This is a genomic window from Agromyces solani, from assembly GCF_058349925.1.
Window position 1 is genome coordinate 268,262 of sequence record NZ_JBYRER010000002.1, and the last position, 20,785, is coordinate 289,046.

The window sequence follows — 20,785 nt, forward strand, 5'->3', positions numbered from 1 at the left end:
GGGTATGGGCGGATGCTCCGGGTGTCCTGCGGGGGGTGGCGGCGCGCCGAGGAATCTGTTATACCCACAGGGGGTATAGATACTCAGGTGAGGACGTCGACGAGGAGGCATCCCGATGAATCGGCTCGAGGACACCACGACCGCAACGCGTCGCACACCCGCGACGACCGATCGGCGACCGCCCTGGCTCGTGGCGGTCGTGCTCGCGGCCGGGGTCGCGAGCGGTGCCGGCCTGCTGTTCAGCGGGTACCCCGACGCGCTCGGCGCGACCGTGCCGATGACCGCCCTCGGCATCGCCACCCTCTGCTACCTCGCGGCCGCGGCGACCGGTCGGCGCTGGGTCGCCTGGCTCGTCGTCGGGCTCGGCACGGTGCTCGTCTTCGGTGCCGAACTGCTCGACGTGCCGAGGTGGATCGCGCTGTCGGTCGCCGGCCTGGTGCTCGTCGTCGTCGGCCTGCTACGCAGGCCCCGGGTCACGACGCCGCAGGCGATCGCCATGCTCGCCTTCTTCGGCGTCGCGGTCGTCGCGCTCGCGCTCGACCCGCGGATCGGCCTGGTGCTCGCGGGCCTCGCGCTCGCCGCGCACGCCGGCTGGGACGCCGTGCACTACCGTCGCGACATCGTCGTCGGGCGGTCGCTCGCGCTCTGGTGCATGGGGCTCGACCTGTTCCTCGGCCTCGTGTGCGTGGGGGTCGCGATCGCGGCCTGACGCGGGCGGGCCGGCTGCGGCCCCGGTCCTTCGCTGCGGGCGACGGCCCGCGCCGACTCAGATGACGACGTCGACCGTGTCGTCGGCGAGCAGGCCCACGTACTGGGCGTCGACGAGGATCGGCAGGTGGTCGCTCGAGCCGCGCGGCAGCGTCTCGACGCGGCGGATTTCGAAGTCGGCCGACGTCGCGAAGTCGAAGTGCCCGCGGAAGTACTTGTAGCGCGTGTACGTGCGGCTGTCGCTCAGCGTCAGCTCGTAGCCCGCGTCGCGCACCTTCTCGGCCAGGTTGTCCTTGAAGACGGGGTAGTTGTAGTCGCCGACCATGAGCGTCGGCAGGTGCGGCCCCATGAGCTGGAGCGAACCGAGCGCCGAGTGGATCTGGTGGCGCCGCAGCGAGTTCAGCGCCGTGAGCGGCGCCGCGTGGAACGACGCCACGACGAGGTCGCGTCCGTGCTCGAGGTCGGTGAGCCGGGCGCCGAGGAGGCGCTCGTGCGCCGGCCGCAGGATGCGGTCGTGCAGCGACTTCTTGAGCGCGAAGGCGCGGATGTCGCGGGGTTCGAACCGATCGTCGCGGTAGTACATCGCGAGGCCGAGCCGGTTTCCCGTCGTCGAGTGCGCGAGCCGCAGTCGACCGACCTGCTCGGCGAGGTTCGAGGTGTCGACCTCCTGCAGGCACAGCACCTCGGGCGAGTAGCGCTCATCGAGCGCCGCGAGCTCGGAGATGGCGCGGTGCTTGCGAAGGTTGTAGCTGATGACCAGCATCACCTCAGCCTAGGCGCAGAAGGTGGACGGCGGCCGAGCGTGACGTGACGAGTCGGTGGAGTTGACGCGGGGCGCTCCGAACGGCTTCGTCGAACGGTCGTCACGCGCCCGCCTGCTCGACGGCGCGGCGCACCTCCTCCTCGACGAGGTCCGCATTGATCGCGGCACCCGCCATGCTGCCGGCGGCCATCGCGTACGGCACCGACGAGCGCGGGTCGGTCACGTTCCCGGCGGCCCAGACGCCGGGAACGCTCGTGCGGCCCATCGGGTCGACGACCACGAACTCGCCGCCCATCGGGTGCGCGGCGCGATCGGCGCCCAGGCTTCGCAGGACGGGGTCGTCCGCTTCGGGCACGGGTCCGGCGAAGATCGCGTCGGTCGCGACCTCCGTCCCGTCATCCAGCCGGATGCCTCGGAGCCCGCCCCGCTCGTCGGCGACGACCGCGGCGACGGTGCGGTCCTCGACGGCGATGCCGCGAGCGCCGAGGCCCGCTCGCGCCTGGGCGGGCAGTTCGATGCCGTTCGCGAAGAACGCGACCTCGTCCGAGAGCTGCCGCATGAGCTGGGCCTGGTGCACCTGCGCGGCACTCGTCGCGAGCACGGCGATCCGGCCGTCCCTGGCCTCCCATCCGTCGCAGTAGGGGCAGACGAACGCGCCGCGACCCCACTGCTCGGCGAGGCCGGGAACGGGAGGCAGTACGTCACGCAGGCCGCTCGCGACGAGCAGGCGCCGGGCGCGCAGGCGCTCGCCGTCGGCCAGTTCGAGCACGAAGCCCGTGCCGCCGTCGGACGCGACGGCGGCGTCGACGGCCGCGCCGCCGCGGACGGCAACGCCCTCGTAGCGGCCCAGTTCGGCGCGCCCGTCGGCGAGCAGGTCGAGCGGGGAGGTGTGGTCGCGACCGAGCACGCCGTGCATGTGCCCGGCGAAGCGGTTCCGCGGGCAGCCCTCGTCGAGCACGAGCACTCGCCGGCGCGAGCGCCCGAGCATGAGGGCGGCGCTGAGCCCGGCGCTGCCGCCGCCGATGATGATGACGTCCCACGAGGTCTGCTGCATGTTCCGATCGTCGGCTGGACGTGATGCAATGGCAAGCGAGCTTGCCGAAACAGCAAAGGAAGCCGCATGCCCGACGCCGCCCCGAACCCTCCCCTCGACCGAGTGCTCGACGGCGTCGCGCCACGGCTGCGCGAACTCCGCACCCGGCGCGGCCTGACGCTCGCCGAGCTCTCCGAGGAGACCGGTATCTCGGCGAGCACGCTCTCGCGCCTGGAGTCGGGCGGCCGCAGGCCCACGCTCGACCTGCTGATCCGGCTCGCCGCCGTGTACCGGGCGAGCCTCGACGACCTCGTCGGTGCGCCCCAGATCGCCGACCCACGGGTGCACCCGAAGCCCTTCTACCGCGACGGCAAGGCGATCATCCCGCTCACGCGGAGCAATCCCGACGTCCACGCGTACAAGATGGTGCTGCCCGGCCACCCGCCCGATGCGCCCGTCGAGCAGCGTGCGCACGAGGGCTACGACTGGGTCTACGTGCTGAGCGGGCGGGTGCGTCTCGCGCTCGGCGACGACGAGATCGTGCTCGAGCCGGGCGAAGCGGCCGAGTTCGACACCCGCGTGCCGCACGGCACGGCGAGCGCGTCGCTCGAGCCCGCCGAGGTGCTCAACCTGCTGAGCGCCCAGGGCGAGCGCGTGCACCTCCGCGCCGCGCGCTGAGCCGCCGCAGTCTTCGGCGGCCCGCAGCCCCCTCGCCGTTTCAGGAAATCGTCGCCTGATCAGGACGAAACGCCCTGAATCATCCTGATGAAGCGACTGTTTCCTGAACAACGTGCTGGCGCGCGGCGGCGCAGCCGCGCGGCCGGGCGGATCAGCGCCCGAGTGCGGCGACCTCGGTGCGCAGCCGCCCGGGTTCGAGGCCGAGCGCCCACTCGGTCGCGTCGGTGACGAAGCGCCAGTAGGCGTCGGAGTCGAACGTGCCCGTGTTGTTCGCGTAGGCGCCGAATCCGTCGATCGCGACGAAGATGCGCACGCACGCGGCGAAGGCGTCGACGGGCGCGAAGACACCGGCGGCGACGCCCTCGTCGACGAGTGCGGTGAGCCGGGCGCGGTCGAGCGACTCCTGCTCCTCGAGGGCCTCGTCGAGTGCGGGGCTGAACCGGCTGAGGTGGCGCGCGTTGAGCCACAGCCGCGAGATCGGGCGCGCCTCGGGGCTCTCGACCCGGGCGACGAGCCGGGCCATGCGCTCGAGCGGTTCGCCGCCCTCGGGCACGAGCGTCTCGCGCTCGTCGCTCACGGCGTGCACGAACGCGGCGATCACGAGGTCCTCGGCGACGGGGAAGTAGTGGCTGATGAGCCCCGGCCGCACACCCAGCCGCTCGGCGACCGCGCGGAGCGTGATGCCCTCGAGCCCGTCGTCGAGCGCGATGGCCGCGGCGGCGTCGACGATCTCGGCGCGGCGCTCGGCGGGCGCCTTGCGGGCTCGGGTCGTCGGCGCGCTTGACATCATGTCGATCATGTTATTGGATGACTGACCAATAGCCCATTGGTCAGTTGACCAATAGCAGCGTCGCCATCGGCAGGGCCCTGACGACGCCACCCAGGCCCCCGCCGAGAGGATCCCCCGTGTCATCCCAGACCCCCGCAGCGTCGCAGGATTACGTCGACGCCCCCACCCAGCCCGAGACCCGCGGCATCGAGGTCGTCCGCCCCTCGGAGCGGCACGGCCGCGCGCGCGATCTCTTCGGCGTGTGGGCCGCCCCGAACGTGAGCATCCTGAACTTCACGATCGGCGCGACGATGATCCTGCTCGGGCTCGAGATCTGGCAGGCCGTCGCCGTCATCGTCGCGGCCAACCTGCTGTGGGTCTTCCCGGGCCTCATCGCGATCTCCGGCCCTGCGGCCGGCACCTCGGGCTCGGTCATCAGCCGCGCGCTCTACGGCATCATCGGCAACAAGGTCATCATCGCCTTCACGGGATGGCTCATCTCGGCCGTCTTCCTCGCGCTGAACTGGCTCGCCTCGTCGTTCATGGGCGCCGACCTGCTCGCGCAGTGGGGCTTCGCCGACCCCGTGCTGGGGCCCGTGATCGTGACGCTCGTCGTCTCGGCGATCACGGTGCTCGTCGCGGTCTACGGCCACGCGCTCATCATCAAGAGCTACACGGCGATCTCGATCGGCCTCGCCGTGATCTTCCTCGCCGTCACGGCCTTCGCGCTGCCGACCGTCGACTGGGGCTATCGGGCGCCCGAGGCGCTCACGGGCGTGCCGCTCTGGTCGGCGATCACGATCGGCTTCACGATCCTCGCCTCGACGCCGCTCTCATACATCAACAGCCCGGACATCGCCCGCTACCTCCCGCGCGAGACGAAGCCGTCGCACATCATCGCGGCGACCGCGCTCGGCGGCGCCCTGCCCGGCATCTTCTTCACCGTCGTCGGCGCGCTCATCGTGACGGGGCTCGACGGCGCCGCGATCGAAGCGGGCATCGAGTCGGCGATCCTCGGCCTCCTGCCGACGTGGCTCGGACCGCTGCTCGTGATCGCCGTCATCGTCAACACGATCGCCCTCAACGGCATGACGACGTACACCTCGAGCATGGCGCTGCAGTCGGTCGGCGTGCCGATCCGCCGCATCCCGTCGGCGATCGTCGTCGGCGTCATCGGCACGGCGCTCACGCTCTACCTCGTGATGTCGACGAACCTGCTCGACGCGGTCAACCTCATGCTGCAGTTCCTCGTCATCGTCTCGGGCCCCGCCATGGCGATCTTCGCGACCGACATCGTCCTGCGCCGCAACCGCTACGACGCGATCGACCTCTTCGACGAGGAGCGCGGCGGCAAGTACTGGTACACGGCCGGCTGGAGCATCCCCGGCATGACGGCCGTCGTCGTCGGCGGCATCGCGACCGCGGTGTGCCTCTCGACCGACGTGTGGACCGGCCCGGTCGCCGAGTCGATGGGCTGGATCGACCTCTCGGTGCCCGTCGGCATGATCGTCTCCGCGCTCGTCTACCTCGGTCTCTCGAAGACGGGCCTCGGCCGGTTCGACGCGGCCCCGGCGAGCGCGCAGGGCGCGTCCGCCGCGTCCGATCCGTCGACCGCGAGCCACGCCGCGCCGTCGGCCGAGGCCACGGCATGATGGCTCGCATGAGCGACGCCCGCACCATCGACCCGCACGACCCCGCCGCGACGGGCCCGCACCCGCCGCGCTACCCGGGGGCGCCCGCCGGCGTGCCGACGCTCGACACCTGGCAGGAGGCGCCGGGCAACCGCTGGGCGTTCGGCGACCTCGGCGAGCTCGTGCCGACCGCGACGATCTCGCGCACCGCGCCGGCCGGTCGCGCGGGCGCCACGGCGACGGTGCGGCTGGACGCCCTCGCGACCGCCGTGCCCGACCTCGAGCGTCGGCTCGAAGCGACCTTCACCGACGCGTTCCTCGTGCTGCGCGGCGACGAGGTCGTCGCCGAGTACTTCAAGCCCGGGTTCGCGCCCGACCAGCGGCACCTGCTCATGAGCGTCTCGAAGTCGATCTGCGGGCTCACGGTCGGTGCGCTCGTCGATGCGGGCGGCATCGACCCGGCGCGCCCCGTCACCGATTACGTGCCGGAGCTCGCCGGCTCGGTCTACGACGGGCCGACCGTGCGCCACGTGCTCGACATGCAGGTCGCGATCGACTACGACGAGAACTACGTCGATCCGGCCGCCGAGGTGCAGACCCACGACCGCTCGGCGGGCTGGCGGGTGCGCCGGCCCGACGACCCCGTCGACACCTACGCCTTCCTGACGACCCTCCGCGGCAGCGGCGCGGTGGGGGAGTTCCAGTACTGCTCGGCCAACACCGACGTGCTCGCGTGGGTCGTCGAGCGCGTCACGGGCGCCCGCTACCACGAGGTCGTCTCGGAGCTCGTCTGGTCGAAGCTCGGCGCCGACCGCGACGCGACGATCACCGTCGACCGATCGGGCTTCGGCTTCGCGAACGGCGGCATCTCGTGCACGGCGCGCGACCTCGCACGCGTGGGCCGGATCGTGCTCGACGGCGGCGTCGCGCCGGGCGGCCGGGTCGTCTCCGAGGCGTGGGCCCGAGGCATCCTCGCCGGGGGCGACCGCGACGCGATGACCTACGAGGGCTTCACGGGCGCGTTCCCCGACGGGTCGTACACCGCCCAGTGGTGGTGCATGGGCAATGCGCGCGGCAACGTGAGCGGCATCGGCATCCACGGGCAGAACCTCTGGCTCGACCCCGCGACCGACTCGGTCATCGTGAAGTTCTCGACCTGGCCCGACCCAGACACCCCGGAGTGGAACGCGCTGCCGAGCGCGCTGCTCGTCGACGTGAGCGAGGCGCTCGACACCTTCTGACGGGCGGGATGCCTCGGGCTCGCGGGTTTCGGTGGCAGCCCGGAGGACGCGGTGGAAGCCGAGCTTCTATCATCTCGATGGTTCGACCCCGCCGCGACGCGGCGTGCACCATCGGGAGGACACGTGGACGGACAGCTCGCAACCATCGCATCCGTCGCCGCCGAGGCGGCCGACGCCTCCGACTGGGGACTGTTCCAGGCCGGATTCATCGGGCCGCTCATCGACTTCTGCGTCGTGTGGGTCGCCGTGTGGCTCGTCACCGTCGTCGCGGCCCGGCTGCTGTCGGCGCTGAAGTTCTGGACCGCGCGCCCGACGACCAGGCACCGCAGCATGACGGCAAAGGTGATCGGCGGCCTCGTCACCGCCATCGCGGCCGGCGCGTTCGTCGCGGTCGGAGCGACGGCGAGCGCCGTCGCCGGGTGGGCCCCGCTCGCGTGGGTGACGGTCGGCCTCCTCGCCGCGGCCGGCATCGTCGTGCTCGCCTTCGGCATGGCGACCACGCCGTGGCTCAGGATCACCGTGACGGGTACCGGCGGCACGACGAACGACGCCTGGGCCACCGAGGTGACGGTGCGCATGCGCGAGCTCAACGCCGACAACCCGAAGGGCCGCATCGAACGACCAGACGGCTCCGACCTCAACGAGCTCGTCGCGATCGCCGACCGCACCGACAACTGGGCCGTTGCGCTCGTCGGCGGCGCGATGGCGATGCTCCTCAACCTCACGCCGTGGCGTCTCGAGGTCACCGTGTTCAACGCCGATTCGGGCGTCGCACGGCTGCGCCGCAACGGCCGTGTGATCGAGGACGCCTCGCTCCGGCTGCCCGCGCCGCCCGCCGATGCCGCGCACCCCGAAGAGCTGCTCACGCTCGCCGCGGCGTTCGCCGCCGTGACCGTCGCGCACGAGTACCCCGACATCGTCGGCTTCTACAACACCGAGAACTGGCTCGGCCTCGGGCTCATCGGGGTCGCGCGCCGCACCGACGACGCCGAACTCCGCGAACGGTACATCGCCCGAGCGAGGGACGCCGACCCCCGAAGCATCCTGGTCGAGTACGAAGACGTCTACGAGCGGTACACGGGGGTGACCGACGCGCGACGGCTTCGCGAACTCATCGACCGGCTGGAACCCATGATCGAGCTGGCCGCCGAGCAGACGGGCCGGCAACTCGGGCTCGCGGGCGCGACGCGCAAGCCGTGGCACGGGGCGATGGCGCCGATCGATGCCGACGCGGCGCGTGCCCTCGAGCCCGGCACTCGGGAGCCGAGGCGCCGCCGGCGGTTCGACGAGCCGCCGATGCTCATGCTCCGGCTGCAGAGCTACTACCTGATGACGATGCGGAACTGGCTCGTATCGGGTGACGGCTCGCTCGAGGAGGCGACCGAGCGCCGCGACCGGCTGCAACGGGCGACGAACGTGGCCGGTGAACTCGTGGCCGCGCTCGGCGAACTGAAGCAGGAGGAGGAGAAGAGGCGGCGACGGGCCCAGTACGCCGATCAGCGCACCTCGCTCGAACGCATGGAGCAGCGTGCCGCGCTGGGCCTGCTGCTCCTCTCCGAAGAGCGCCGGCGCATCGGCGACGAAGCCGACGACGAGGTCTCGCGCGAACGGATCCGACTCGCGAGGGAGTGGAAGCAGGCCGCCATGGAGTCGGACGCGATCGAGGTGAAGTACTCCGTCGCGTGCTACCAGAGCCGTTGCATCGTCGACGCGGAGGCGGGTGACGGTACCGAGTTCGACGACCTCGTCCAGCGGCTCGGCGGGGTCTGCTGGGTCGACGAGTACCGGGAGCTCGCGCTCACGGATCCCGAGCTCGCGCCGCTCGTCGATCCCGGGCGTTCGGATCGGCCGCGCCGGGTGCGGATGCGCGACGCGGTGCTCCTCGAGATGGAGGACGCCTGGCAGATCGACCGGTTCCGCCGGGCCCGGCTCCAACTCGAACGGGCGGGGGTGCATTCGCCCGAGGACCTCGTGGTGCCGGCGACGCGAACGCGGGTCGTGCAGCGGTCCGACCTCGACGCGACCGACGTCGAGGCGCTCGCCGACGCGGCGCGCATCCTCAGGGCGGCGCTCGTGACCGAGTGCGACCTGATTCCCGACCGGTTCGACGGTCGCGACGCGGAGCGGGAGCGCTGGGCGCGCCGGCGGGCCGCTCGGGCGCTGCTCGATGACGGCCGGCACACGGTGGAGACGCTGGTGGCGGAGCACGCGGAGGCGCGGGGAGCGCTCATCGACGACGTCGCACGGGCGATGTTCTGGCGGCCCGATGATGACGAGGCGACCGCGGTCGCGCTCTACGTCGACCGGATGGTCGAGCAGTTGCGGGGCCCGCACGGGCTGCCGCTGCGTGCGGAGGACGAGCCGGCCGCCTGATCAGGCGGAGCCGCTCCACGGCGCGGGGACGACGATCCAGGCGACTTCGGCACCCTCGTCACCGGCGACCCACGAGTGGGGCTCGCGCCCCGGGAAGGTGAGCGCGTCGCCCTCGGCGAGCTCGACGACGCGGTCGACGAAGCGCGCGCTCACCGAGCCCGCGATCACATGCAGCACCTCGACGTCGCTCGAGATCGTGTAGAGCTCGTCGCCGCCCGATGCGCCCGGCGCCATCGACGACCGGATGACCTGCACGCGGGACTCGCTGCGGGGGGAGACCAGTCGCTCGACGACCCCGGTGCCGCCGAAGTTCACGCGGGGCGCCTCGTCGAGGGCGATGTGCTGGATCTCGGGCTCGGCGAAGAGCGAGCCGATCGTGAGGGAGAGCACCTGGCAGAGCTGCACGAGCGTGGCGACGCTCGGGGAGGTCTCGTCGCGCTCGAGCCGGCTGAGGAACCCCTTGGTGAGCCCGCTCGCCTCGGCGACCTGGGCGAGCGTCAGGCCCTGCGCGGTGCGCGCGCTGCGGATGCGTGCGCCGATGGCGAGCGGCGAGGCGCTCGGGCGGGGTGGGACGGGTCGCTGCATTCTGGCCGCTTCACGAAGGCGGATGCCGCGTTGACAGCCCGGTGCGGGCGACGTAGCATGGCCGCAAGTTGTCCCAAGGATACCAAAGGTTTACTGATATGCAACTCGATGACACCGCTGGAACGCCCGGCGACACCGCCGGCGGCGGATCGGCCGAGGGTCGCGCCACCCCCGTCGGCCCGGTCGACGCGAGCCGGGTGCCCCGCTTCGCCGGAATCGCCACGTTCGCCCGCCTGCCGCGTCTCGAGGAGGTCTCGCACGCCGACATCGCCGTCGTCGGCGTGCCCTTCGACAGCGGCGTGAGCTACCGTCCGGGCGCGCGCTTCGGTCCGTCGCACGTGCGTGAGGCGTCTCGCCTGCTGCGTCCCTTCAACCCCGCGCAGGGCGTGCTGCCGTTCGCCGTGCAGCAGGTCGCCGACGCCGGCGACATCGCCGTCAACCCGTTCAACATCGACGAGGCGGTCGCCGACGTCGAGGCCGGCGCGAAGGCGCTCGCCGAGCACGCCGACCGGCTCGTCGTCATCGGCGGCGACCACACGATCGCGCTGCCGCTCCTGCGCGCCGTCACGGCGAAGCACGGCCCCGTCGCGGTGCTCCACTTCGACGCGCACCTCGACACGTGGGACACGTACTTCGGGGCCCCCATCACCCACGGCACCCCCTTCCGCCGGGCATCCGAGGAGGGGCTCATCGACCTCACCGCGAGCATGCACGTCGGCACCCGCGGTCCGCTCTACGGCGTCGAGGACCTCACCGACGACGCGCGCCTGGGCTTCGCGATCGTGACGAGCGAGGACATCGAGGAGCAGGGCGCCGAAGCGGCGATCGAGCGCATCCGCGCCCGCATCGGCGACAAGCCGCTCTACATCTCGATCGACATCGACGTGCTCGACCCCGCGCACGCCCCGGGAACCGGCACCCCGGAGGCGGGCGGGCTCACGAGCCGCGAGCTCCTCCGCATCATCCGCGCGCTCGCCGACAAGGCGATCGTCGGCGCCGACGTCGTCGAGGTCGCCCCGGCCTACGATCACGCGCAGCTCACGGCGGTCGCGGCATCCCACGTCGCCTACGAGCTCATCAGCGCGATGGCCCCGCGCGCCTGACCAGCCCCCACCCGATCGAAGGAGATCGACATGTCCACCCGTGAACCGAGCCGCGACGAGGTGCTCGCCGCCGCCGACGCGATCGTCGACGCGTTCGCCGCGACCGACGGCCCGCGCTACTTCGCGGGCTTCGCGACCGACGCGAGCTTCATGTTCCACACCGAGCCGGCCCGGCTCGACGACCGCGCCGCCTACGAGGCCCTCTGGGCCGAATGGACGGCGGGCGGCTGGCGCGTGCTCTCGTGCGAGTCGGGCAACCGGCTCGTGCAGACCTACCCGGGCGGTGCGGTGTTCTCGCACGACGTCGCCACCCGCGTCGACACCGGAGACGGGGAGGACGCGTACCGCGAGCGCGAGACGATCGTCTTCCGCGTCGACGGCGACGCGCTCCTCGCCGTCCACGAGCACCTCTCACCCATGCCCGGCGCCGACGCCGAGGCATCCACCGACTGACGGCCGACGCCGAGTCCCACCCCCAGGAGAAGCCATGTCGCTCTACACCCGACTCGACCGCCGCCTGGCGGAGCAGGCCGACAACTCCGGGCCGGTCCGCGGCACGCTGTCGACGCCCCGCATCGGCATGATCTGGCTGGCGGCGAACCTCGTCGTCACCACCCTGCTCACGGGCACCCTGTTCATCCCCGCCGTCGACTTCGGCGTCGCGATCACGATGATCGTCGTCGGCACGCTCGGCGGCGCCGTCGTGCTCACGCTCGTCGGCAACATCGGCACCCGCACCGGCCTGCCGACGATGGCGCTCACCCGCGGCGCGTTCGGCACCCGCGGCGGTTACCTGCCGATGGCGGCGAACGTCATCATCCTGATGGGCTGGAGCTGGGTGCAGGCGATGCTCGCCGGCGTCACCGTGAACTACCTGGTCGAGAGCCTCACCGGGTTCTCGAGCCCGATCCTGTTCTCGGTGCTGTGCCAGACGATCGTCGTCGTCCTCGCGATCTTCGGCCACGAGGGCATCGCCCGCGTCGAGCCGTGGCTCGCGGTGCTCATGCTCGCGATCATCGCGTGGATCTTCGTCATCGCGTTCTCGAGCTTCGCGCCGAGCGCCTACCAGGCGATCCCCGTCGACGAGGCGATCGGGTACACGCCCGCGATCGTGCTCGACATCGTCATCGCGACGGCGATCTCGTGGACCGTGCTCTCGGCCGACTTCAACCGCCTCGCGGTGTCGAGCCGCGCCGGCATCCTCGGTTCGGGCATCGGCTACACGCTCTCGACGGTGATCGCGATGACGCTCGGGGCGACCGCGATCGGCTACGTGATCCTCTCGGGCGGCGAGGCCGCGCCGTTCGACCCGGGCGTGCTCGTCGCGGCGTTCGGCGCCCCGATCGCGATCGTGATCTTCGTGTCCGTCATGGCGACGAACTCGATGGTCGTCTACGGCATGACCACCTCGATCGTGAACGCGAGCGCCGGGCGGGCCAAGCTGCGCTTCCTGCCGACCGCGCTCGTCGTCGGCGTGATCTCGATCATCGGGTCGACCTGGCTGGCCCTCCTCGACCAGTTCACGACCTTCCTGACGATCATCGGCGCCTTCTTCGTGCCCGTGTTCGCGATCATGATCGTCGACTACTACCTGATCAAGCGGTCGTCGTACACGCGCGACCTGCTCGAGCACCGCGGCGGCCGCTACTGGTACCTCGCGGGCGTCAACTGGTTCGCGGTCGGTGCCTGGGCGATCGGCGCGTTCGCGTCGTACCTCATGGTCTTCGTCTGGCCGAGCCCGGTCGGCGCGACGATCCCCGCCTTCGTCATCACGTTCGTGCTCTACCTGCTCGCGATGCTGCCCGAGCGGTCGCGCACCGTGCGCGAACCGAGCGTGCACCTCGCCGAGGCGTCCGCGAACGACGAAGCGGATGCCTCGGCGAATGCGTGAGCTCAGCCGGCCCGTCGTCGACGGCATGCGGGTGTACCCGGGCGACCCCGACGTGCGGATCGAACCCGTGCTCGAACTCGCCGTCGACGGTGTCGACGTCGCCCGGCTGCACCTGGGCTCGCACACCGGCACCCACCTCGACGCACCGTCGCACACGGTGGCGGGCGGCCGCACGACCGGGGCGATCACCCTCGACGAGCTCGTCGGCGACGCGCTCATCGTGCACCTCGTGGGGCTCGCCCCGCGCTCGCGCTACGGGATCGCCGAGATCGAGGCCGCGCTCGGGGCCCCGCTGCCCGAGCGCGTGCCGCCCATCGTCGTCGTCGACACGGGCTGGGCGCGCCACTTCGAGACCGACGTGGCCCTGGAGCATCCCGCGATGGACCCGGCCGCGGCGGCCGAGCTCGTGCGCCGGGGCCTGCGCGTGCTCGCGGTCGACACGCTGAGCCCCGACCCGACGGTCGACGGCGGCACCGAGTTCCCCGTGCACGAGGCGGTGCTCGGCGCCGACCGGCTCATCGTCGAGAACCTCGCCGGGCTCGCCGGGCTCGCCGAGCGGGTGCGCGTCGGCTTCTTCCCGCTGCGGGTCGACCTCGACGGGGCGCCGGTGCGGGCGGTCGCGTTCGATTGACCCGGTGCCGGCTCAGCCGACGCGGATCGTGACGATCCCGGCGACCGCGACGACGCCGGCGACGGCTTGCGCCACTCGGAACGGCTCCCGGAAGACGACCATGCCGATCAGGCCGGCCGCGAGCACACTGGTCTCGCGAAGCGCCGAGACCACTGCGAGGGGCGCGAGCGATTGCGCCCACACGACGATCGAGTAGGCGACGAGCGAGATGACGCCGCCGGCCGTGCCGGCGACGGCGTGGGTGCGCAATCCGCGCAGGAAGGACCTCGGGTCCCGCGCGAGCGCGAGGCAGACGAGCGGGATCGCGGCGCCCTGCAGGAGGAAGAGCCACGCCGCGTAGCTCAGCGGCTGCTCCGAGGCGCGCACCCCGATGCCGTCGAGCACCGAGTAGATCGTGACCGTCGCGCCGACCGCGACGATGAGGGTCGTGCCGAGGCGATCGCGCATGGCGCCGCGCGACCACGACAGCGCGAGCAGCGATACCGCGACGACCGCCACGCCGGTGATCTGCACGGGCGTGAGCCGCTCGCCGAGCAGCATGGTCGACGCGAGCGTGATGCCGAGCACCGAGATGCCGCGCGTGAGCGGGTAGGCGCGACCGAACTCGGTGCGCGCGTAGGCCGCGGTCAGCAGCACGAGGTACGCCGTCTGCGCGACCGCCGAGGCGGCCAGGTAGGGCCACGCCGCGGGGGCGATCGGCGGCAGCACGAGGCATCCGATCGCCCCGGCGACGAGGTAGACGAGCCCGATGAGCGCCGACGACACCAGCCGGGCCGGGATCGCCTTGGCGATCGCGTTCCAGGTGCCGTGCAGCACCGCGGCGCCGAGGACGGCCGCGACGAGGAGCGGACTCACTCGGCGCCGGCCGCGGCGAGTCCGGCGTCGTCGACGAGGTGCAGCAGCACGGCCTGCTCGGGGCGGAGCGCCGGCATCGCGAGCCCGGCCGAGGCGAGCACGGCGCCGCTCATGACGAGCGGGCCCGCGTTCCACCACGGCGGCAGGTCGGACTCGTCGGGCTGCGCGCCGATGCGCACCGGTTCGATGCGGTAGTCGCGCGTCGGCTCGAGGCCCGGCAGGCGCACGCGCCCGACGCTCGACAGCGGCGAGCGAGTACCCGCCGAGTAGGCGAACAGCGCGCTCGAGGCGTCGGGCGCGACGACGCCGTGCAGGGCGACCGAGCCCTCGCCGTGGTCGAGGCGCACGAGGTCGCCGCCGTGCAGCAGCGGTCGCAGCCTGCGGTGCAGCGCGACCCATTCGGCGAGCTCGTCGAGCTCGGCACGGCTCGCCTTCCGCAGGTCGAGCTCGATGCCGAGGTGGCCGAAGAGCGCCGTGATCGCGCGGTACGACAGCGAGTGCGTGCGCCCGGTCGTGTGCGACCGCGCCGAGGCGATGTGGGTGCCCATGAGCTCCGGCGCGACGAGCTGGGAGGTCCACCGGTTGATGTCCTCGCGGTCGAGCGGGTCGTTGTTGTCGGAGACCCAGACGCGGTCGGTGCGTTCGAGCACCCCGAGGTCGACCCGGCCGCCGCCCGACGAGCACGACTCGATCTCGAGGCCGGGGAACGCCGCCTTGAGCTCGTCGATGAGGCGGTACGCCGCGGCGGTCTGGCGGTGCACGCCGGGGCGGCGCTGCGGCCCGGTGCCGGCGTCGACGAGGTCGCGGTTGTGATCCCACTTCAGGTAGGCGATGTCGTACTCGCCGAGCAGCGCGACGAGCGCGTCGCGCACGTGCGCATAGGCCTCGGGGTCGGCGAGGTCGAGCACCTGCTGGTGGCGCGACTCGACCGGCAGCCGGTCGCGCGCTGACATGATCCACTCCGGGTGACGGCGGGCGAGCTCGGAGTCGGCGTTGACCATCTCGGGCTCGACCCAGAGCCCGAACTGCATGCCGAGGCCGCGCACCCGCTCGACGAGCGGGTGCAGGCCGTCGGGCCACGCGTCGCGCGAGACGGTCCAGTCGCCGAGGCCGGCACGGTCGTTGCGCCGGTCGCCGAACCAGCCGTCGTCGAGCACGAATCGTTCGACCCCGATGGATGCCGCGTGCTCGGCGAGCTCGCTCAGCACGTCCAGGTCGTGGTCGAAGTAGACGGCCTCCCACGTGTTGAGGGTCACGGGGCGTGGCGACCGGGGGTGGCCGGGCCGTGCGCGGAGCTGCCGGTGGAATCGGCGGGCGGCTTCGTCGAGCCCCGACGCCGCGTACACGCCGTAGACCCACGGGCTCTCGTAGCGCTCGCCGCGGGCGAGCACGATCTCGCCGGGCAGCAGCAGTTCGGCGCCGCCGAGGAGCTGGCGTCCGGCCTGGTCGCGTTCGAGCTGGTGCACGTGGTTGCCCGACCACGCGGTATGCACGCCCCAGAGCTCGCCGTGCCCGAAGCCGAAGCCCGGCGTGCCGGCGACGAGCAGCGTCGCGGCGTCGAGCCCGGTGCGGCCGTGGCGTCCCTCGCGCCGGTGCTGGCCGACGCCCATCCGGCGTCGCTGGGCCGCGCGTTCCCGGCCCCAGCGGCCGGCGAAGTCGAGCACCTCGGAGGCGATGAGCGGCACCGGCAGGCACACGAGCAGTTCGTCGAGCCGGTAGGGCTCGTCGACGAGGTTCTCGAGCGCCGCCCGGGTGCGGATCACGCCCGACTCGGTCAGCTCGACCGTCAGCTCGAGACCGAGCGCGGTCACCGCGTCCACGGCGTCGACGACGACGATGCCGGGGCCGACGTTCACGACGGTCGGGCCGACCGCGCCGGGGGAGGGCGCGACGTCGGCGCCGTCGAGGCGCATCGCCGTGACGGTGAACTCGGGTGCCCACGCCGCCCCGTCGCGCGAGCCGCTCAGCCCGGGGCGGCCGAGCCAGCCGCGGGTCTGCTCCGGCAGCAGCGAGACCGGCACCGGTTCGTCGACCTCGCTCGCCCCGATGGAGGGCACGGCGGCGCGGCTGAGCGCGGCGAATGCCGCGCGGTCGAGCGTGCCGAGATCGGCGCCCCAGTGCAGGATCGAGGGAAGTCCGCCGTCGCGCACCTCGAGGACGAGCGACACGCCACCGGACCGCATGACGATGCCGAGGTTGTGGGGGGTGGACATGTCATGTTCCTCTCAGGGGGTGGTTCCGATAGTGTTTGCGTTGCCATGAAGTCTGCTCAGAATCTTCCCGCACGAGCCTCGATCAATGACGTCGCCGCGCACGCCGGCGTCTCCGCGCAGACGGTCTCGAGGGTGGCGAACGGCCAGAACAACGTGCGCCCGGCCACCCGCGACCGGGTGCTCGCGTCGATGCGTGCACTCGGCTACCGGCCGAACAGCGCGGCACGCAACCTGAAGTCGGGCCGCTTCCGCAGCATCGGGTTCGTGACCTTCAACCTCACGACGCTCGGCAACGAGCGCACGCTCGACGCCGTCACCGCGGCATCCGAGTCTGCCGGGTACACGACGACGCTGCTCTCGATCGCCGATCCCACGCAGGGCGACGTGGCGGGGGCCTTCGGCCGGCTCGAGGAGCAGGCCGTGGACGGCATCATCCTCGTCATGTCGGCCGAGGTCGGTTCGCTCGACGAGCTCACGGTCGCCGCCGGGCTGCCGGTCGTCATCGTCGACTCCGACGCCGACCTGCCCTACACGATCGTCGACACCGATCAGGAGCAGGGCACCCGGCTCGCGGTCGACCACCTGCTCGGCCTCGGCCATCGCGACATCGTGCACATCTCCGGGCCCGCGAAGTCGTTCTCGGCGAACCGCCGCGCCGAGTCGTACCGCCGCACGCTCGAGCGCGCCGGACTGCCGGTGCCCGAGATGCTCGTCGGCGACTGGACGGCGGCCTCCGGTCTCGAGCTCGGTCGACGCCTGCTCGACTCGGAGCACCTGCCGACCGCGATCTTCGTCGCCAACGACCAGATGGCGCTCGGCGTGCTGCACGCCGCCCACGAGCGCGGGCTGCGGGTGCCCGACGACCTCAGCGTCGTGGGCTTCGACGACAGCGACGAGGCCCTGGCGTTCTGGCCGGCGCTGACCACGGTGCACCAGAACTTCGACGAGGTGGGTCGCAAGGCGACCGCGCAGCTCCTCGCCCTCATCGACGGCGAGCCGGTCGAACGCCAGAAGATCCTGATTCCGACGAGGCTCGTCGTGCGGGACAGCACGGGACCGGCGCCGACGCGCTGATCGCGAGGCCGCCGGCCCGCCGAACGCGCGAGCCGGCATCAGAGCTCGGTCGGCCCGAGTTCGGGCGCCCCGGCGAACCGGGCGGTCGGCGAGACGAGCCCCGACAGCTCGAGCACGATGAGCTCGTTGGCGCCTGCGCGCAGCGCGGGCGCGGGCACGTACAGCGTGCGCTGCGGTCCGCGACTCCAGTGCCGACCCAGGTTGAAGCCGTTCACCCACACCGTGCCGGCGCCCCACTCGGTCGTGTCGAGGTGCAGGTCCTGCGGCTCGTCGAGGTGGAAGGTGCCCGACGCGAGGGCGGGCCCGACGATCGGATCAGCGGGGGTGAGCGGGGATCCCGCGCGGTCGAGGGCGTCGCGCACGGCGTCGACGTCGAGGTCGAGCGGGCCTGCGCTCCAGCGCTCGACCGGGCGGCCGTCGAGGGTGGCCGGGCCGATGAGGCCCTTCGACTCGCCGAGCCGCGGGCCGTAGTTGACGCCGCCGAGATGCTCGACGAGCACGGTCAGCCGCCCGGGGCCGGGCACGGCGATGACCCGCTCGCCGTGCTCGCGATCGATCGTGCCGAGTCGCGTGCCGTCGAGGAAGACGTGGGCGCGGTCGCGCACCTCGTCGAAGGCGAGCAGGCCGCCGTGATCGATCGAGGTCGCATAGTGCGAGAATCCGCGCGGCGCACCGAACGCCGAGGCATCCGGGAGCGTGTCGAAACCGGTCTCGCGCACGAGGGCCGCGTCGTGCACCGTGGTGCCGCGGTCGAGGGCGACCTCGAAGGCCGGCGACGCGCCGCGCTCGGCGGGGCGTTCGTCGGGCACCGGGGCGTACTTCGCGATGACCTCGCGGAAGCGCCAGTACTTCTCGGTGGGCGTGCCGTCCTCGGCGAGGGGGGCGTCGTAGTCGTAGCTCGTCGCGATGGGGCGGTAGATGCCCTTGTCGTTCGCGCCCGAGGTGAAGCCGAAGTTCGTGCCGCCGTGGAACATGTAGACGTTCACCGAGGCGCCGGCGGCGAGCAGGGTCTCGAGCTCGGCGGCCGACTCGGCGGCGGGGGTCGTGTGGTGCGGTCCGCCCCAGCTGTCGAACCAGCCGCACCAGAACTCGGAGCACATAAGCGGGCCGGTCGGCTGGTGGCGGCGGAGCGTCTCGAGGCGCTCGGCGGCGCGCGAGCCGAACGAACCGGTGCGGTGCAGTTCGTCGAGGCTGCCGCGCTCGAGCATGCCGTCGAGCGGCTGGTCGACCGTCGTGAGCGGCACCTCGATGCCGGCGCCGCGTGTGTGCGCGACGAGCGCGCGAAGGTAGTCGGCGTCGTCGCCGTAGGCGCCGTACTCGTTCTCGATCTGCACGAGCACCACGGGGCCGCCCTCGTGCACCTGGCGGGGCGCCACGATGTCGTACACGGCGTCGAGGTACTCGGTCACGGCCTCGAGGTAGCCGGGGTCGCTCGAGCGCAGTCGGAGCTCGGCGTCGCCCGTGAGCCAGCCGGGCAGGCCGCCGTCGTGCCATTCGGCGCAGATGTAGGGGCCGGGGCGCACGATGGCGAACAGGCCGGCCTCGTGCACGAGATCGAGGAAGCGTGCCAGGTCGAGGCCGTCGGAGGTGCGGAAGGCGCCGCGCACGGGCGAGTGCTCGTTCCACGGCACGTACGTCTCGATGGTGTTGAGGCCCATCATGCGGGCCTTCTCGATGCGATCGGCCCACTGGTCGGGGTGCACGCGGAAGTAGTGCATCGCGCCGGAGATCACCTGGAACGGTGCTCCGTCGAGCAGGAAGTCGGTCTCGCCGATCGTGAAGGAAGGCATCTGGCTCTCTCGGGGGTTCAGACGGCTCGAGACTTCGCTCGAACCGGGGGAGGCATGCCGCGGGGGACCTGCGCGAGCAGATCCCCCGCGGCGTTCATGCGATTACTGGTTGACGGTGAAGCCCTGCGAGTCGCCGTAGGCGACGAGGGTGTCCTGCCACTCGAGCAGGGCGGCGTTCAGGTCGCCCTCCGACGAGAGCGCCTTGCCGACCGAGTCGCCGAACACGCTGTTCGCGTAGCCCTGGTAGGGGAGGTACTGCCAGCCGGGGATGACCGACTCCGAAGCAGCGGCGCCGACCTCGTTGGCCGTCTGGTCGCCGTAGACCTCGGGCCAGGTGCGGTCGAGCCACTCGGGGTCGCTCATGGTCGCGACCGTCGACGGGAAGCCGCCCTGGTTGACGAGGTCGCGGCCCTCGCCCGAGGCGAGCCACTGCAGCACGCCGGCGGCGGCGGCCTTGTTCTTCGACTGCTCGGTGACGGCGAGCGCGCTGCCGCCGTTCTCGGCCGAGGCGGGCTGTCCGTCGAGCGACGGCATCGGCGCCACCTGCCAGGTGTCACCGGCGTCCACCGGCCCGCCGATCATCCACGAGCCCATCATGAGCGTGCCGAGCTTGCCGGCCGCGAGCGCCCGGTTCCACTCGTCCGACCACGTCGAGACCTGCGACAGCTCGCCCTTCTGTAGCATCCCGCCCCAGAAGTCGGCGAACTGCTTCGAGCCCTCGTCCTGGAGGTCGATCGTGACGTTCTCGCCGTCGATCTTGAAGGGCTGGCCGCCGAACGACCAGATCATGCTCGTGAAGAAGCCGGCGTCGCCGGCGTTGGCGATGTAGGCCTCGGGGTCGTAGGCGTGGATCTTCGCGGAGGCCGCGGCGAACTCGTCCCACGTCTTCGGGGCCTCGGCCACGCCGGCCTTCTCGTAGAGGTCGGTGTTGTAGATCATGACCATGGGGCCGGAGTCGAGCGGCAGGCCGACGAGCTCGCCCTGCACGTTGACCGCGTTCCACGTCGAAGCGGTGAACTCGCTCTCGGTGTCGGCCAGGCCGTACGGCGTCAGGTCGGCGAGGGCGTCGCCGAGCGTCAGCTGGGGGAGCGTCTGGTACTCGACGCCGAGGATGTCGGGGGCACCCGAGCCCGCCTTGACGGCGTTCTGCAGCTTCGTCACGGCGGCGTCGGGGTTGTCGACCTTGACGACGTCGATCGTGATCTTCGGGTGCTCCTCCATGAAGGCGTCGGCCCACGCCTGGGTGGTGTCGCCCCACGTCCACCAGGTGAGGGTGGTCTCGGTGTCGAGGGCGGCCTCGACGTCGGTGCTCTCGTTGCCCGACGCGCCGGCGGCGCAGCCGGAGAGCGCGCCGACGAGCAGTGCGACGGCGCCGGCGACGGCGCCGGCACGCTTCCACAGGCGCATGGTGTTGTTCTTCACGTGCGGTCCCTTTCTCGGGTGCTGT

18 protein-coding genes are annotated in these 20,785 nt (G+C 72.1%); 10 read left to right on the forward strand and 8 right to left on the reverse strand.

Annotated features, from left to right (window positions below; translation table 11 throughout):
• Positions 1–115: 115 nt before the first annotated feature.
• On the forward strand, positions 116–709 hold the full coding sequence (locus AC3RJ7_RS09025) for a hypothetical protein (RefSeq protein ID WP_491455503.1): 594 nt from the start codon (positions 116–118) through the stop codon (positions 707–709).
• Positions 710–766: 57 nt separating this feature from the next.
• On the opposite strand, the gene AC3RJ7_RS09030 is transcribed toward AC3RJ7_RS09025, so the two are convergent.
• Together AC3RJ7_RS09030 and AC3RJ7_RS09035 are read right to left on the reverse strand one after the other, a co-directional pair.
• Complete coding sequence (locus tag AC3RJ7_RS09030) at positions 767–1,471, reverse strand: endonuclease/exonuclease/phosphatase family protein (RefSeq protein WP_491455504.1); 705 nt, start codon at positions 1,469–1,471, stop codon at positions 767–769.
• Positions 1,472–1,571: 100 nt separating this feature from the next.
• The gene (locus tag AC3RJ7_RS09035; protein ID WP_491455505.1) at positions 1,572–2,525 is read right to left on the reverse strand and encodes an NAD(P)/FAD-dependent oxidoreductase; all 954 of its coding nucleotides are present in this window, start codon (positions 2,523–2,525) and stop codon (positions 1,572–1,574) included.
• Between the two features lie 66 nt (positions 2,526–2,591).
• On the opposite strand from AC3RJ7_RS09035, the gene AC3RJ7_RS09040 reads away from it, so the two are divergent.
• A complete protein-coding gene (locus tag AC3RJ7_RS09040; RefSeq protein ID WP_491455506.1) occupies positions 2,592–3,182 on the forward strand; it encodes a helix-turn-helix domain-containing protein in 591 nt (196 codons plus the stop codon).
• Positions 3,183–3,333: 151 nt separating this feature from the next.
• On the opposite strand, the gene AC3RJ7_RS09045 is transcribed toward AC3RJ7_RS09040, so the two are convergent.
• Entirely contained in the window at positions 3,334–3,972 is a 639-nt protein-coding gene (locus AC3RJ7_RS09045; protein ID WP_491455507.1) for a TetR/AcrR family transcriptional regulator, read from the reverse strand.
• Positions 3,973–4,088: 116 nt separating this feature from the next.
• Between AC3RJ7_RS09045 and AC3RJ7_RS09050 the strand changes: the two genes are divergently transcribed.
• The 3 genes from AC3RJ7_RS09050 to AC3RJ7_RS09060 all read left to right on the forward strand — a co-directional run bounded on the left by AC3RJ7_RS09050 (position 4,089) and on the right by AC3RJ7_RS09060 (position 9,196).
• Positions 4,089–5,603, forward strand: a complete 1,515-nt coding sequence (locus AC3RJ7_RS09050) for a purine-cytosine permease family protein (protein ID WP_491455508.1) — start codon at positions 4,089–4,091, stop codon at positions 5,601–5,603.
• An 8-nt stretch (positions 5,604–5,611) separates the two neighbouring features.
• Positions 5,612–6,823, forward strand: a complete 1,212-nt coding sequence (locus tag AC3RJ7_RS09055; protein ID WP_491455509.1) for a serine hydrolase domain-containing protein — start codon at positions 5,612–5,614, stop codon at positions 6,821–6,823.
• Positions 6,824–6,946: 123 nt separating this feature from the next.
• Entirely contained in the window at positions 6,947–9,196 is a 2,250-nt protein-coding gene (locus AC3RJ7_RS09060) for a hypothetical protein (protein WP_491455510.1), read from the forward strand.
• Here AC3RJ7_RS09060 and AC3RJ7_RS09065 read toward each other — a convergent pair whose 3' ends face one another.
• Positions 9,197–9,781, reverse strand: coding sequence for a helix-turn-helix domain-containing protein (locus tag AC3RJ7_RS09065; protein ID WP_491455511.1), 585 nt, complete (start codon positions 9,779–9,781; stop codon positions 9,197–9,199).
• Between the two features lie 98 nt (positions 9,782–9,879).
• On the opposite strand from AC3RJ7_RS09065, the gene speB reads away from it, so the two are divergent.
• From speB to AC3RJ7_RS09085, 4 genes are read left to right on the forward strand one after another with little or no spacing between them, the layout of a single operon-like run.
• Positions 9,880–10,884 (forward strand): agmatinase, encoded by a 1,005-nt coding sequence (gene speB / locus AC3RJ7_RS09070; protein WP_491455512.1) that lies wholly within the window; start codon positions 9,880–9,882, stop codon positions 10,882–10,884.
• A gap of 30 nt (positions 10,885–10,914) precedes the next feature.
• Positions 10,915–11,337, forward strand: coding sequence for a YybH family protein (locus AC3RJ7_RS09075; RefSeq protein WP_491455513.1), 423 nt, complete (start codon positions 10,915–10,917; stop codon positions 11,335–11,337).
• Positions 11,338–11,371: 34 nt separating this feature from the next.
• A complete protein-coding gene (locus AC3RJ7_RS09080; RefSeq protein WP_491455514.1) occupies positions 11,372–12,775 on the forward strand; it encodes a purine-cytosine permease family protein in 1,404 nt (467 codons plus the stop codon).
• Positions 12,768–13,406, forward strand: coding sequence for a cyclase family protein (locus AC3RJ7_RS09085; RefSeq protein WP_491455515.1), 639 nt, complete (start codon positions 12,768–12,770; stop codon positions 13,404–13,406). The genes AC3RJ7_RS09080 and AC3RJ7_RS09085 overlap by 8 nt, the downstream gene beginning before the upstream one ends.
• A 12-nt stretch (positions 13,407–13,418) precedes the next feature.
• On the opposite strand, the gene AC3RJ7_RS09090 is transcribed toward AC3RJ7_RS09085, so the two are convergent.
• Together AC3RJ7_RS09090 and AC3RJ7_RS09095 are read right to left on the reverse strand one after the other, a co-directional pair.
• The gene (locus AC3RJ7_RS09090; protein WP_491455516.1) at positions 13,419–14,261 is read right to left on the reverse strand and encodes an EamA family transporter; all 843 of its coding nucleotides are present in this window, start codon (positions 14,259–14,261) and stop codon (positions 13,419–13,421) included.
• Positions 14,258–16,474, reverse strand: coding sequence for an alpha-galactosidase (locus AC3RJ7_RS09095; RefSeq protein WP_491455517.1), 2,217 nt, complete (start codon positions 16,472–16,474; stop codon positions 14,258–14,260). The genes AC3RJ7_RS09090 and AC3RJ7_RS09095 overlap by 4 nt, the downstream gene beginning before the upstream one ends.
• A 45-nt stretch (positions 16,475–16,519) precedes the next feature.
• On the opposite strand from AC3RJ7_RS09095, the gene AC3RJ7_RS09100 reads away from it, so the two are divergent.
• On the forward strand, positions 16,520–17,548 hold the full coding sequence (locus AC3RJ7_RS09100) for a LacI family DNA-binding transcriptional regulator (protein WP_491455518.1): 1,029 nt from the start codon (positions 16,520–16,522) through the stop codon (positions 17,546–17,548).
• Between the two features lie 38 nt (positions 17,549–17,586).
• Here the strand turns inward: AC3RJ7_RS09100 and AC3RJ7_RS09105 are convergent, their stop codons facing one another.
• Together AC3RJ7_RS09105 and AC3RJ7_RS09110 are read right to left on the reverse strand one after the other, a co-directional pair.
• Positions 17,587–19,338 carry a glycoside hydrolase family 35 protein gene (locus AC3RJ7_RS09105; RefSeq protein WP_491455519.1) on the reverse strand — a complete coding sequence of 584 codons (1,752 nt, stop codon included), beginning with the start codon at positions 19,336–19,338 and terminating at the stop codon, positions 17,587–17,589.
• Positions 19,339–19,440: 102 nt separating this feature from the next.
• Complete coding sequence (locus AC3RJ7_RS09110; RefSeq protein WP_491455520.1) at positions 19,441–20,760, reverse strand: ABC transporter substrate-binding protein; 1,320 nt, start codon at positions 20,758–20,760, stop codon at positions 19,441–19,443.
• Between the last annotated feature and the right edge of the window lie 25 nt (positions 20,761–20,785).